The sequence below is a fragment of the Streptomyces sp. NPDC029836 genome, assembly GCF_055574495.1.
In genome coordinates, this window is sequence record NZ_JBVHZI010000006.1 from 407,454 (window position 1) to 420,737 (window position 13,284).

Annotated in this window: 13 protein-coding genes; 4 read left to right on the plus strand and 9 right to left on the minus strand. The window is 69.5% G+C overall.

Features of this window, described 5'->3' with window-relative positions:
* Positions 1 to 165: 165 nt before the first annotated feature.
* Positions 166 to 1,014, minus strand: a complete 849-nt coding sequence (locus ACZ4XJ_RS20510) for a 3-hydroxyacyl-CoA dehydrogenase family protein (RefSeq protein WP_362876941.1) — start codon at positions 1,012 to 1,014, stop codon at positions 166 to 168.
* 222 nt (positions 1,015 to 1,236) lie between these two features.
* Between ACZ4XJ_RS20510 and ACZ4XJ_RS20515 the strand changes: the two genes are divergently transcribed.
* Complete coding sequence (locus ACZ4XJ_RS20515; RefSeq protein WP_468496944.1) at positions 1,237 to 1,824, plus strand: cob(I)yrinic acid a,c-diamide adenosyltransferase; 588 nt, start codon at positions 1,237 to 1,239, stop codon at positions 1,822 to 1,824.
* 24 nt (positions 1,825 to 1,848) lie between these two features.
* Here the strand turns inward: ACZ4XJ_RS20515 and ACZ4XJ_RS20520 are convergent, their stop codons facing one another.
* On the minus strand, positions 1,849 to 2,421 hold the full coding sequence (locus ACZ4XJ_RS20520) for a hypothetical protein (RefSeq protein WP_468496945.1): 573 nt from the start codon (positions 2,419 to 2,421) through the stop codon (positions 1,849 to 1,851).
* Between the two features lie 172 nt (positions 2,422 to 2,593).
* Between ACZ4XJ_RS20520 and ACZ4XJ_RS20525 the strand changes: the two genes are divergently transcribed.
* The 3 genes from ACZ4XJ_RS20525 to ACZ4XJ_RS20535 all read left to right on the plus strand — a co-directional run bounded on the left by ACZ4XJ_RS20525 (position 2,594) and on the right by ACZ4XJ_RS20535 (position 6,476).
* Positions 2,594 to 3,781: a sensor histidine kinase gene (locus ACZ4XJ_RS20525; protein WP_362876944.1), complete on the plus strand. Its 1,188-nt coding sequence runs from the start codon at positions 2,594 to 2,596 to the stop codon at positions 3,779 to 3,781.
* Positions 3,778 to 4,458 (plus strand): response regulator, encoded by a 681-nt coding sequence (locus ACZ4XJ_RS20530; RefSeq protein WP_468496946.1) that lies wholly within the window; start codon positions 3,778 to 3,780, stop codon positions 4,456 to 4,458. The genes ACZ4XJ_RS20525 and ACZ4XJ_RS20530 overlap by 4 nt, the downstream gene beginning before the upstream one ends.
* Positions 4,459 to 4,577: 119 nt before the next feature.
* Positions 4,578 to 6,476 (plus strand): glycosyl hydrolase family 18 protein, encoded by a 1,899-nt coding sequence (locus ACZ4XJ_RS20535; RefSeq protein WP_468496947.1) that lies wholly within the window; start codon positions 4,578 to 4,580, stop codon positions 6,474 to 6,476.
* Between the two features lie 190 nt (positions 6,477 to 6,666).
* Here ACZ4XJ_RS20535 and ACZ4XJ_RS20540 read toward each other — a convergent pair whose 3' ends face one another.
* From ACZ4XJ_RS20540 to ACZ4XJ_RS20570, 7 genes are all read right to left on the minus strand, one after another.
* Positions 6,667 to 7,113, minus strand: coding sequence for a DUF2550 domain-containing protein (locus tag ACZ4XJ_RS20540; RefSeq protein ID WP_468496948.1), 447 nt, complete (start codon positions 7,111 to 7,113; stop codon positions 6,667 to 6,669).
* Between the two features lie 186 nt (positions 7,114 to 7,299).
* Positions 7,300 to 7,671 (minus strand): F0F1 ATP synthase subunit epsilon, encoded by a 372-nt coding sequence (locus ACZ4XJ_RS20545; RefSeq protein WP_281209075.1) that lies wholly within the window; start codon positions 7,669 to 7,671, stop codon positions 7,300 to 7,302.
* A 137-nt stretch (positions 7,672 to 7,808) separates the two neighbouring features.
* Positions 7,809 to 9,251 (minus strand): F0F1 ATP synthase subunit beta, encoded by a 1,443-nt coding sequence (gene atpD, locus ACZ4XJ_RS20550; protein ID WP_362876948.1) that lies wholly within the window; start codon positions 9,249 to 9,251, stop codon positions 7,809 to 7,811.
* Positions 9,251 to 10,168, minus strand: coding sequence for a F0F1 ATP synthase subunit gamma (locus tag ACZ4XJ_RS20555; protein WP_362876949.1), 918 nt, complete (start codon positions 10,166 to 10,168; stop codon positions 9,251 to 9,253). Before ACZ4XJ_RS20555 ends, atpD begins: the two co-directional genes overlap by 1 nt.
* Before the next feature lie 20 nt (positions 10,169 to 10,188).
* The gene (gene atpA / locus ACZ4XJ_RS20560; protein WP_362876950.1) at positions 10,189 to 11,784 is read right to left on the minus strand and encodes a F0F1 ATP synthase subunit alpha; all 1,596 of its coding nucleotides are present in this window, start codon (positions 11,782 to 11,784) and stop codon (positions 10,189 to 10,191) included.
* Positions 11,785 to 11,913: 129 nt separating this feature from the next.
* Positions 11,914 to 12,729, minus strand: coding sequence for a F0F1 ATP synthase subunit delta (locus ACZ4XJ_RS20565; RefSeq protein WP_468496949.1), 816 nt, complete (start codon positions 12,727 to 12,729; stop codon positions 11,914 to 11,916).
* The gene (locus tag ACZ4XJ_RS20570) at positions 12,726 to 13,280 is read right to left on the minus strand and encodes a F0F1 ATP synthase subunit B (protein ID WP_362876952.1); all 555 of its coding nucleotides are present in this window, start codon (positions 13,278 to 13,280) and stop codon (positions 12,726 to 12,728) included. The genes ACZ4XJ_RS20565 and ACZ4XJ_RS20570 overlap by 4 nt, the downstream gene beginning before the upstream one ends.
* Positions 13,281 to 13,284: the final 4 nt, after the last annotated feature.

Consider the following 13,284-nt stretch of genomic DNA (forward strand, 5'->3'; position numbering starts at 1 on the left):
CCCGGCTGTACCGCGTGCGTGTGGTCCGACTCCCGTGGTCGGCAACTCTCACTGCAACTGACTGCCTCGCGGGCAGGGAAGTTGCCGACCGTGAGCGAACCGATACCTAATTCACCCCGGAGGGTGAAGCCATTCGAACGGTGATGCTCAATGCTCCGGTGGTGCTCAGTGCTTGTAGAACCCCTGGCCGCTCTTGCGGCCGATGTCGCCCGCGTCGACCATCCGGCGCATCAGCTCCGGCGGCGCGAACTTCTCGTCCTGCGACTCGGTGTAGATGTTGCTGGTGGCGTGCAGCAGGATGTCGACGCCCGTGAGGTCGGCGGTGGCGAGGGGGCCCATGGCGTGGCCGAAGCCCAGCTTGCAGGCGATGTCGATGTCCTCGGCGGAGGCGACGCCCGACTCGTACAGCTTGGCGGCCTCGACGACCAGCGCGGAGATCAGACGGGTCGTCACGAAGCCGGCGACGTCGCGGTTGACGACGATGCAGGTCTTGCCGACGGATTCGGCGAACGCCCGGGTCGTGGCGAGGGTCTCGTCGCTGGTCTTGTAGCCGCGCACCAGCTCGCACAGCTGCATCATCGGGACGGGCGAGAAGAAGTGCGCGCCGACGACCCGCTCCGGACGCTTCGTCACGGCCGCGATCTTGGTGATCGGGATGGCGGAGGTGTTGGAGGCGAGGACCGCGTCGTCGCGCACCAGCTCGTCGAGCGCGCGGAAGATCTCGTGCTTGACCTCCAGCTTCTCGAAGACGGCCTCGACGACGATGTCGGCGTCGGCGACCGCGCCGAGATCGGTGGTCGTGGTGATCCGGCCCAGGGCCGCCTCGGCGTCCTGCGCCGTCAGCTTGCCCTTGGCGACGAACCGGTCGTACGAGGCCTTGATCCCGTCCGTACCGCGGGTCAGCGCGGCGTCCGTGACGTCTCGCAGGACCACGTCCCAACCCGCCTGAGCGGAGACCTGCGCGATCCCGGAACCCATCAGTCCGGCACCGATGACGGCGAGCTTCCCAGCCACTGCACACCCCTTAGTTCTTCACGCGGCCCAGTCTCGTAGCCTCTTCGGCGGAGACTAGCGTCCGTGGAGGGCGGTGTGACCGCGAAGTAACACGCGTCACGTCTCAGATGACGGACATCACACCGGTACGGCCCAGCACCCCTGCACAGCCCTCCAGTTCACCCGGCCCGCCCCCGGAAGCAGCGCTTCGCCGGCTCCACCGGGCCGGTCTACCCTGGCCGCATGGTGAACCTCACGCGCATCTACACCCGTACCGGCGACAAGGGCACGACCGCCCTGGGCGACATGAGCCGGACGCGGAAGACCGACCTGCGGATCTCGGCGTACGCCGACGCGAACGAGGCCAACGCGGCCATCGGGACGGCGATCGCGCTGGGCGCGCTCCCGGACGAGGTGGTGAAGGTCCTGGTCCGCGTGCAGAACGACCTGTTCGACGTGGGCGCGGACCTGTGCACCCCGGTCGTGGAGGCGTCCGCTCTTTCGGAAGAAACGGGCCCGCCGCTGCGCGTCGAGCAGTTCTACGTCGACAAGCTGGAGGCGGACTGCGACCTGTTCCTGGAGCGGGTCGAGAAGCTGCGCAGCTTCATCCTGCCCGGCGGCACCCCCGGCGCGGCCCTGTTGCACCAGGCCTGCACGGTGGTCCGGCGCGCCGAGCGCTCCACGTGGGCGGCGCTGGAGGTGCACGGCGAGGTGATGAACCCGCTGACCGCCACCTACCTCAACCGCCTCTCCGACCTCCTGTTCATCCTGGCCCGGGTGGCCAACAAGGAGGTCGGGGACGTGCTGTGGGTGCCCGGTGGCGAGCGGTAGGTCCGCCCTCCCGGGTCCTGCCGGTCAGGCGAGGGGGCCGGTCTTCACGCGGTCGGGTTCGGTTGCGGCCGGGGCCTTCTTCGGCCAGATCGTGTAGCAGACGGCGATGACGCCGTGGATGCCGACGACGCGAAGGGCCGCGCCCTGGTAGCTCGTGAGCGAGCTGACGTCACCCGCGTCACCGACGTACCAAACGGCGGCCTGGAGCAGGACGATCGCGACGACCGCGGCGACGACGGTGCGGCCCCACAGCTTCCACTCGTGGACGGCCCGCGCCCTGCCGTAACCGGCGCCGGCCGGCTTCGGGCCGCCGGCCAGCCGGTGGGCCGCGTGGCCGTCGAGCCACTTCACCGTGTAGTGGCCGTAGGCGACGGTGTAGCCGAGGTAGAGGGCGGCCACCCCGTGCTTCCAGTCGGGGGTGGCGCCGTTCTTCAGGTCGAGGGTGGTCACGACCAGCAGGACGAGTTCCAGCAGGGGCTCGCACAACAGGACCGCGGCCCCCAGTCGGGGCATCCTCGCCAGGTAGCGCAGGCCCAGCCCCGCCGCCAGCAGCACCCAGAAACCGACCTCACACGCGATGATCATCGCGACGATCACGGCTCTCTCCGTTCCGCTCGTCCTCCGGGTTGTCCGGTTCTCCTCCAGGCTGGCTCCCGCGGCGGCCCGTTTCGTCGTCTCAGGTGACGAAAGCGCACTGCATCCTTCGATGTAGTGCGGGTTCCGTCCCGGTGTCGACGTGCGCGGCCGTGCCGGCGTGTTGGATGGGAACGTGACCCCGCAGCCGCCCCGCCCCCACCGCGACGATGTCCTGATCGCACTGGTCAGCGTGCTCGCGGGACTGCTCCTCTGGTCCCTCGGCGTGCACAGCAACACCCGCCCGCACTTCGCCCCCGCCTGGGCGGCCCTGGTACCGCTGTTGGTCATGGGTGGCCTGGAACTGCTGCGCCGCACCCACCCCCTGGTGACCCTGCCCGTCGGGACGGTCGCCCTGGTCGTCGACCAGTTCACGGTGGGAAACCTGGCCACGGTCCTCATGTACACGGACCTGATGTACGCGGCCGCCCTCTACGGAAAACCCGCCACGGCCCGCCGGCTCCCGGTCGCCACCGGGCTCCTCACCGTCGCCGTCACCATCGCCTCCGTGGCCTGGCTGCGCACCCCGCAGGCGCTGCTGATCGGGGTCATCGCGGGCATCGTCACCTTCGGCCCGGCCATGACCGGCGCCACCCTGCGCAACCACCGCGACGCCGCGAACGCCGCTCGGCTGCGCGCCGAGCAGACGGCCCTGTTGGCCGAAATGGACCGGTCCCAGGCGGTGGCCGCGGAGCGGGCCCGGATGGCCCGCGAGCTCCACGACATGGTGGCCAACCACCTCTCGGCGATCGCCATCCACTCGACCGCCGCGCTGTCCATCGACTCCCCCGCGACGAGCCGCGAGGCCCTCGGGGTGATCCGTGAGAACAGCGTGCAGGGGCTGGCCGAAATGCGTCGGCTCATCGGGCTGCTGCGCGACGCGGGCGCCGGGACGGACGCCGTGGCGGTGCCCACCCTCGACGGGCTGGAGGCGCTGCTGGCCCAGGCCCGGACGAACGGAGCCGCGAGCGGGCTGGAGTTCGCCCTGGACGACGGCCGCCCCGAGGCCGGGCCGCCGCTGCCGACCCCGGTGGAACTGGCGGCGTACCGGATCGTGCAGGAGTCGCTGACCAACGCCCTCAAGCACGCCGGCCCGGGCACCGTCACCGTCCGGGTGGCCTGCGCGGACGGCGTGCTTTCGGTGGCGGTCGACTCCCCCCGCGGCGGCCGGCACGACCCCCGGGCGCCCGGCTCCGGGGCGGGGCTGATCGGCATGCGCGAGCGGACGGACCTGCTCGGCGGAACGTTCACCGCGGGCCCGGCCGGGCCCGTCTGGCAGGTGCGGGCGACGCTGCCCGCCGACGAAGGAGCCGTACCGGCATGAACCAGCGGAACATCCGGGTGCTGGTCGCCGAGGACCAGAGCGCGGTGCGCGCGGGCCTCGTACTGATCCTGCGCAGCGCCGGGGACATCGAGGTGGTGGGCGAGGCCACCGACGGGGAGGAGGCGGTGCGCCTCGCCCGCGATCTTCGGCCGGATCTGGTCCTCATGGACGTGCAGATGCCGCGCCTGGACGGGGTGGCGGCCACCCGGCAGGTGGTCGCCGAGTCGCTGGCGGACGTCCTCGTCCTGACCACCTTCGACCTCGACGAGTACGTCTTCGGCGCCCTGCGGGCGGGCGCCTGCGGGTTCCTGCTGAAGGACGCCGACGCCGCGGAGTTGATCGCGGCCGTCCGTACGGTGGCGCGCGGCGAGGGGCTGATCGCGCCCGCGGTGACCCGGCGCCTGATCGCCGAGTTCGCGGCGCCCCGCGCGCGGCGGCCCTCCGTGGCGCCGGAGACGGCCGCGGCCGTGGAATCGCTGACGCGGCGCGAACGGGAGGTGCTCGGCGCCCTGGGCGGGGGGCTGTCGAACGCGGAGATCGCCGCCCGTCTGGACATGGCGGAGGCAACGGTGAAGACGCACGTCAGCCGTCTGCTGGGGAAGTTGGAGCTGCGCAGTCGGCTCCAAGCGGCGGTACTGGCCCAGGAGTTGGGGGATCTGGACGAGCGCTGGAGGTAAGGTCTGGACCTCTTGACGGTTGGTCCAGACCTTTCTAGTCTCACCGAAACACTGTGGTGAGCGTGCCATGACGACCGTCATGACGAGGCGTGCTCACGGGCGGCGCAGGTCCCACCCCCATGTGCCCGGTCGGCCCCACGACCGGCACGGACCTACGGAGGGGAACACCCTTGAGCACAGCACCCCCACTACGTACCCGTCTGTACAGAAGGTTGGCCGCCACGGTGGCCGTCTTCGCCCTGCCCATCGCCGGCCTCGTCGGCCTGGCCGGACCCGCACAGGCGGCCACCTCCGCGACGGCGACCTACACCAAGGCCTCCGACTGGGGCTCCGGCTTCGAGGGCAGGTGGACGGTCAAGAACACCGGCACCACCACGCTGTCCAGCTGGACCGTGGAGTGGGACTACCCCGCCGGCACCAGGGTCACCTCCGCCTGGGACGCCACCGTCACCAGCTCGGGCAACCACTGGACCGCCAAGAACCTCGGCTGGAACGGCTCCCTCACCCCGGGCCAGAGCATCACCTTCGGGTTCAACGGCTCCGGCACCGGCGCCCCCTCCGGCTGCAAGATCAACGGCGGCGCCTGTGACGGCGGAAGCCAGCCCGGCGACGCCGCCCCCTCGGCCCCCGGCACCCCCACGGCCTCCGGGGTCACCGAAACCGCCCTGACCCTGTCCTGGTCGGCGGCCACCGACGACAAGGGCATCAAGAACTACGACGTCTACCGCAACGGCGCCAAGGTCACCACGGTCACCGGCACCAGCTACGGCGACTCGGGCCTGACCAAGGGCACCTCGTACACGTACTCGGTCGTCGCCCGCGACACCGCGGACCAGACCGGCCCCTCCTCCGGCGAGCTCGCCCTCACCACCCCGGGCGGCGGCGGCACGGACCCGGGCGCCGGCACCAAGGTCAAGCTGGGCTACTTCACCAACTGGGGCGTCTACGGGCGCAACTACCACGTGAAGAACCTGGTCACCTCCGGCTCCGCGTCGAAGATCACGCACATCAACTACGCCTTCGGCAACGTGCAGGGCGGCAAGTGCACCATCGGTGACGCCTACGCGGACTACGACAAGGCCTACACCGCCGACCAGAGCGTCGACGGCAAGGCCGACACCTGGGACCAGCCGCTGCGCGGCAACTTCAACCAGCTCCGCAAGCTGAAGGCCCAGTACCCCCACATCAAGATCCTGTGGTCCTTCGGCGGCTGGACCTGGTCCGGCGGCTTCGGCCAGGCGGTGTCCAACCCGACCGCCTTCGCCCAGTCCTGCTACGACCTCGTGGAGGACCCGCGCTGGGCCGACGTCTTCGACGGCATCGACCTCGACTGGGAGTACCCGAACGCCTGCGGCCTGACCTGCGACACCAGCGGCGCCGCCTCACTCAAGAACATGATGCAGGCCATGCGGGCCAAGTTCGGCGCGAACAACCTGGTCACCGCGGCCATCTCCGCCGACGGCGCCAACGGCGGCAAGCTCGACGCGGCCGACTACGGCGGCGCGGCCCAGTACGTCGACTTCTACAACGTCATGACGTACGACTTCTTCGGCTCCTGGGCCGCCCAGGGCCCGACCGCCCCGCACTCCCCGCTCACCGCCTACCCGGGCATCCCGCAGGACGGCTTCAACTCCGAGGCCGCGATCACCAAGCTCAAGGGCAAGGGCATCCCCGGCTCGAAGCTCAACCTCGGCATCGGCTTCTACGGCCGCGGCTGGACCGGCGTCACCCAGGCCACGCCCGGCGGCACCGCCACCGGCCCGGCCCCGGGCACGTACGAGCCGGGCAACGAGGACTACAAGGTCCTCAAGGTCACCTGCCCGAGCACCGGCACCATCGCCGGCACGGCCTACGCCAAGTGCGGCAGCAACTGGTGGAGCTACGACACCCCCGCCACGGTCGCCACGAAGATGAACTGGACCAAGCAGCAGGGACTCCGCGGCGCCTTCTTCTGGGAGTTCAGCGGCGACACCACCAACGGCGAACTCGCCAACGCGATCCACACCGGGCTCCAGTAACCCCCACTGAACGAACCCGGTGACAGACGAAGCCGGGGAGTCGGGTCCGTCCCCCGCCTCCCCGGCTTCTCCACATCCGATGCGGCCCGGACCCCACGGCGGACCGTGGCGCCGGCCGGCCGCGGCCTCGGGCCACGTTCACCCTCCCCCCGGACCCCGTCCGTGGGGACCCCCTACCAGCGGGCGGGCATCACGCCACGTTCACCCGCTGGCCGGGAGGCGCCGCCTCCAGCCAGGCCAGGAATCCGGTCAGCGCGTCGTCGCTCATCGCCAGCTCCAGGCGGGTTCCCCGGTGGGAACAGCCGAGCACGACCGCGTCCGACAGCAGGGCAAGCTCCTCCTCGCCCTCGGGCGCGCGGCGGGCGAGCACCTCGATGGAGGAGCGCTCCAGCAGCCGACGCGGGCGCGGAGAGTACGAGAACACCCGGAACCACTCGATCCGGTCACCGCTGTAGCGGGCGACCCCGTAGACCCAGCCCTTGCCGGACACGTCCGACTCGTCGGCCACGTCCCAGCGCATGCTGCAGTCGAAGGTCCCGCCGGACCGCTGGATCAATCTGCGGCGCAGTCCGAACACAATCAGCCCGATCACCACCAGGGCTACGACCAGGCCGCTCACAAGCAGAGCGAGGAGCATCTTCACCGACCTCCTCGCTCATCGAAACACGTCACACGACCGAGCCCGTCACGGACCGGTCCGAGACGGACGTACATCGCCTCAGCCGCGACCCGGTCTGGAAAATTCCAGAACGGACCGCGGCTGAGGTCTGCCGGCGCCCGGAGGTCACCCTCCGGGTCCGACGGTTCGAACTCCGACGGGCTGTCAGCCCGTTACGGCGCGCAACCGGACATCGGCGCGACGTTCGGCGGCCGCGTCGGCCTCCGACTTCGCGCGCTCCAGTGCCCGCTCCGCCCGCTGGACGTCGATCTCGTCCGCGAGCTCGGCGATCTCGGCCAGCAGGGACAGCTTGTTGTCCGCGAACGAGATGAAACCGCCGTGCACCGCGGCGACGACAGTGCCGCCCTCGCTGGTACGAATGGTCACAGGGCCCGATTCCAGCACACCGAGAAGCGGCTGGTGACCGGGCATGACGCCGATGTCGCCGGACGTGGTGCGGGCGACAACAAGGGTGGCCTCGCCGGACCAGACATTGCGGTCCGCCGCGACCAGCTCGACGTGCAGCTCAGCAGCCAAGGTGGCTCCTCGGGTCACCACCCGGCGGGTCAGCCGGGTGTTGGTCAAATTCTAATGGGCGTGGGGAGAGGGACGGGACGTACCCCGCCCCTCTCCTTTCGTTCTTCGAAGACGCGCGTTCCGCAGAACGCGGCCGACTAGGAGACGCCCAGCTCCTTGGCGTTCGCCTTCAGGTCCTCGATGCCACCGCACAGGAAGAACGCCTGCTCGGGGAAGTGGTCGTAGTCACCGTCGCAGATCGCGTTGAACGCGGTGATCGACTCCTCCAGCGGAACGTCCGAACCGTCGACACCGGTGAACTGCTTGGCGACGTGGGTGTTCTGCGACAGGAAGCGCTCGACGCGACGGGCACGGTGGACAACGAGCTTGTCCTCCTCGCCCAGCTCGTCGATACCGAGGATCGCGATGATGTCCTGGAGGTCCTTGTACTTCTGCAGGATCCCCTTGACGCGCATCGCCGTGGCGTAGTGGTCCGCCGCGATGTACCGCGGGTCGAGGATGCGGGACGTCGAGTCCAGCGGGTCCACGGCCGGGTAGATGCCCTTCTCGGAGATCGGACGGGAAAGAACCGTCGTCGCGTCGAGGTGGGCGAAGGTGGTCGCCGGCGCCGGGTCGGTCAGGTCGTCCGCGGGGACGTAGATCGCCTGCATCGAGGTGATCGAGTGACCACGGGTCGAGGTGATGCGCTCCTGGAGGAGACCCATCTCGTCGGCCAGGTTCGGCTGGTAACCCACCGCGGAGGGCATGCGGCCGAGCAGCGTCGACACCTCGGAACCCGCCTGGGTGTACCGGAAGATGTTGTCGATGAAGAACAGCACGTCCTGCTTCTGCACATCGCGGAAGTACTCCGCCATGGTCAGACCGGCCAGGGCGACGCGCAGACGCGTGCCCGGCGGCTCGTCCATCTGGCCGAAGACGAGCGCCGTCTTGTCGATGACGCCGGACTCGGCCATCTCCTCGATGAGGTCGTTGCCCTCACGGGTACGCTCACCGACGCCCGCGAAGACCGACACACCGTCGTGGTTGTTGGCGACGCGGTAGATCATTTCCTGGATCAGAACGGTCTTGCCGACACCGGCACCACCGAACAGACCGATCTTTCCACCCTTGACGTACGGGGTGAGAAGGTCGATGACCTTGACGCCGGTCTCGAACATCTCGGTCTTCGACTCGAGCTCGTCGAAGCGGGGCGCCTTGCGGTGGATCGGCCAACGCTCGGTGACGTTGGCGTTCTCCTCCGGGTAGTTCAGCACCTCACCGAGGGTGTTGAACACCTTGCCCTTGGTGAAGTCACCGACGGGGACGGTGATGCCCTCGCCCGTGTCGGTCACCGGGGCCTGGCGGACCAGACCGTCGGTGGGCTGCATCGAGATCGCGCGGACCACGCCGTCACCCAGGTGCTGGGCGACTTCGAGGGTCAGCGTCTTGAGCTCGCCGTCCTGGGCCGGGTCGGCGACCTGGACCTTCAGCGCGTTGTAGATCTCGGGCATCGCGTCGACGGGGAACTCCACGTCGACGACCGGGCCGATGACCCGGGCGACGCGGCCCGTGGCGGCGGCCGTCTCAACAGAGGTCGTCATTACTTGTCACTCCCCGCGGTCGCGTCGGCCATGGCGCTGGCGCCACCGACGATCTCGCTGATTTCCTGGGTGATTTCGGCCTGGCGGGCCGCGTTGGCAAGCCGGGAAAGGCTCTTGATGAGATCCCCGGCGTTGTCGGTCGCCGACTTCATCGCGCGGCGGCGGGCGGCGTGCTCGGAAGCGGCCGACTGCAGCAGTGCGTTGTAGATGCGGCTCTCGACGTAGCGCGGCAGGAGGGCGTCGAGGACGTCCTCCGCCGACGGCTCGAAGTCGAACAGCGGAAGGATCTCGCCCTTCGCACCGGACTCTTCTTCGACCTTGTCGAGGCTGAGCGGCAGCATCCGGCCGTCGACCGCGTTCTGCGTCATCATCGACACGAATTCCGTGTAGACGATGTGCAGCTCGTCGACGCCACCCTCGGCCGTTTCCTTCTGGATGGCCTCGATCAGCGGCCCCGCGACGCGCTTGGCGTCGGAGTAGGCCGGGCTGTCGGTGAAGCCGGTCCACGACTCCGCGACCTTGCGCTCGCGGAAGCCGAAGTAGGCCAGACCCTTACGGCCGACGATGAACGTGTCGACCTCCTTGCCCTCGCCGCGCAGCCGCTCGGTGAGCCGCTCCGCCTGCTTGATGGCGTTGGAGGAGTAGCCGCCGGCCAGACCGCGGTCGCTCGTGATGAGCAGGACCGCGGCACGCGCCGGCGCCTCGACCTCGGTGGTCAGGGCGTGCTTGGTGTTCGAGCCGGTGGCCACCGCGGTCACCGCACGGGTGAGCTCGGTCGCGTACGGCATCGATGCCGCCACCTTGCGCTGCGCCTTGACGATGCGCGAGGCGGCGATCATTTCCATCGCCTTGGTGATCTTCTTGGTCGCCGTGACGGCACGGATGCGACGCTTGTAGACCCGGAGCTGCGCTCCCATGAGTCAGGTCCCTTCCGTCGTCACTTGGAGACGTTGACGGCCGGCGCGTCCTCGCCCAGGAGCTTGCCGTCCGAGGTCTCGAACTGCTGCTTGAAGCCGGCGATGGCGTCGGCGATGGACGTCAGGGTGTCGTCCGACATCTTGCCGCCGTCGGCGATGGAGGTGAGGAGGTCCTTGCGCTCGCGGCGCAGGTGCTCCAGCAGCTCCGACTCGAAGCGACGGATGTCGGCGACCGGGACGTCGTCCATCTTGCCGGTGGTACCGGCCCAGACGGAGACGACCTGCTCCTCGACGGGCATCGGCTGGTACTGGCCCTGCTTCAGCAGCTCGACCAGGCGCTTGCCGCGCTCCAGCGAAGCCTTCGAAGCGGCGTCCAGGTCGGAACCGAAGGCGGCGAACGCCTCCAGCTCGCGGTACTGGGCGAGGTCCAGGCGCAGACGGCCGGAAACCTGCTTCATGGCCTTGTGCTGGGCCGAGCCACCGACGCGGGAGACCGAGATGCCGACGTTCAGCGCCGGGCGCTGGCCCGCGTTGAACAGGTCGGACTCCAGGAAGCACTGGCCGTCGGTGATGGAGATGACGTTGGTCGGGATGAACGCCGACACGTCGTTCGCCTTGGTCTCGACGATCGGCAGACCGGTCATCGAACCGGCACCCATGTCGTCGGAGAGCTTCGCGCAGCGCTCCAGCAGACGGGAGTGCAAGTAGAAGACGTCGCCCGGGTAGGCCTCACGGCCCGGCGGGCGGCGCAGCAGCAGCGACACGGCGCGGTAGGCGTCGGCCTGCTTCGACAGGTCGTCGAAGATGATCAGGACGTGCTTGCCGGCGTACATCCAGTGCTGGCCGATGGCCGAACCGGTGTACGGCGCCAGGTACTTGAAGCCGGCCGGGTCGGACGCCGGGGCGGCGACGATCGTCGTGTACTCGAGCGCGCCGGCGTCTTCCAGGGCGCCGCGAACGGACGCGATGGTCGAGCCCTTCTGGCCGATGGCGACGTAGATGCAGCGAACCTGCTTGTTCACGTCGCCCGAGCGCCAGTTGTCGCGCTGGTTGATGATCGTGTCGACTGCCAGAGCGGTCTTGCCGGTCTGACGGTCACCGATGATCAGCTGACGCTGACCACGGCCGACGGGCACCATGGCGTCGATGGCCTTGTAGCCGGTCTGCATCGGCTCGTGCACCGACTTACGGACCATGACGCCCGGGGCCTGCAGCTCCAGGGCGCGACGGCCTTCGGTCGCGATCTCGCCGAGACCGTCGATCGGGTTGCCGAGCGGGTCGACGACGCGGCCGAGGTAACCCTCGCCCACGCCGACGGAGAGCACCTCACCGGTGCGCTGCACCGGCTGGCCCTCCTCGATACCGCTGAACTCGCCGAGGACGACGGCGCCGATCTCGCGCTCGTCGAGGTTGAGGGCGAGACCGAGGGTGCCGTCCTCGAACTTCAGCAGCTCGTTCGCCATGGCGGAGGGAAGACCCTCCACCTTCGCGATGCCGTCGCCGGCAACGCTGACCGTTCCGACCTCCTCGCGCGAGGCCGCGTCCGGCTGGTACGACTGGACAAAGTTCTCCAGTGCGTCCCGGATCTCCTCCGGCCGGATCGTGAGCTCCGCCATCTGGGTTCCCTGCTCTCCTTGTTGGGCCTGAAGCTTCTTAGGGGTCTGGGGGCGACCCCCAGGAATCTTCTGCAAGTTCTGCACGGCCCAACCGGGCCGCTAGGAATGCGTTGTTCTATTGGTGGCTGGTCAGCCGGCCATGCGGCGGGACGCCTCTGCGAGACGCTCCGCGATGGTGCCGTCGATGACCTCGTCCGCGACCCGCACCGTGATCCCGCCGAGGACCGTGGGGTCCACGTCGAGGTTGAGGTGCATCTGGCGGCCGTAGAGCTCGGCCAGCACCGCGCCGAGACGCTGCTTCTGCACGTCGCTGAGCGGAACCGCGCTGGTCACGGTGGCGACCATGCGGTTGCGGCGCTCGGCGGCGAGCGTGGAAAGGGATTCGAGTCCCGCTTCCAGGCTACGTCCACGCGGGTGCGTGACGAGTCGGGCGACCAGACGCTCGGTGACGGCGTTCGCCTTGCCGCCGAGCAGGCTGCGCAGCAGCTCGCTCTTGGCGGAGGCGGAGGCCGCACGGTCGGTCAGTGCCGCACGCAGCTCGGTGTTCGAGGAGACGATCCGGCCGAAGCGGAAGACCTCGTCCTCGACGTTGTCGAGCGCGCCGCCCTGCTGGGCCGCGGTGAGGTCGGCGGAAGCCGCCAGCCCCTCCAGCGCGTCCACCAGGTCACGGGACTGCGACCAGCGCGACCGCGCCATACCGGACACCAGGTCGAGGGTTTCCCCGCCCACCTGGCCGGCCAGCAGACGCCCGACCAGCTCGGCCTTGGCCTCGCCGGGCTGCGCCGGGTCCGTGATGACCCGACGCAGCGAGACCTCACGGTCGAGCAGCGCGGTGACGGCAGCCAGCTCACCGGCAAGCTTCGTCGCGTCGACGGACGTGTTGTCCGTCAGCGCGTCGAGACGCTCGCGCGCGGAGGCCAGTGCCTCGCGGCTCGCTCCGTTCATCGGGCAGCCCCAGTCGACGCGGCCTTCTCCTCAAGCTCGCTGAGGAAACGGTCGATGGTGCGGCTCTGCCGGGCGTGGTCCTCGAGGGACTCGCCGACGAGCTTTCCGGCCAGGTCCGTGGCGAGCTTGCCCACGTCCTGACGCAGTGCCTGCGACGCGGCCTTGCGGTCCGCGGCGATCTGGGCGTGACCGGCAGCGATGATCTCCTCACGCTGCCGCTGGCCCTCTGCGCGCAGTTCTTCCTTGAGCGCAGTGCCCTGCTCCAGCGCGTCCTGGCGCAGGCGAGCGGCCTCGTGCCGGGCTTCGGCGAGCTGGGCCTTGTACTGCTCCAGCGCGCTCTGAGCCTCGGCCTGAAGCGCTTCGGCCGTCTCGATGCCACCCTCGATGGCCGCGCGACGCTCGTCCAGAACCTTGTTGATGTTCGGGAGCAGCTTCTTCGCGAGGAAACCGAAGACGATGACAAAGGCGATCAGGCCGATGACAAGCTCGGGGATCGGCGGGATGAGGGGGTTTTCCGCCTCGGTGGCCGCGAGCTGAACCAGAGGGTTCACATCA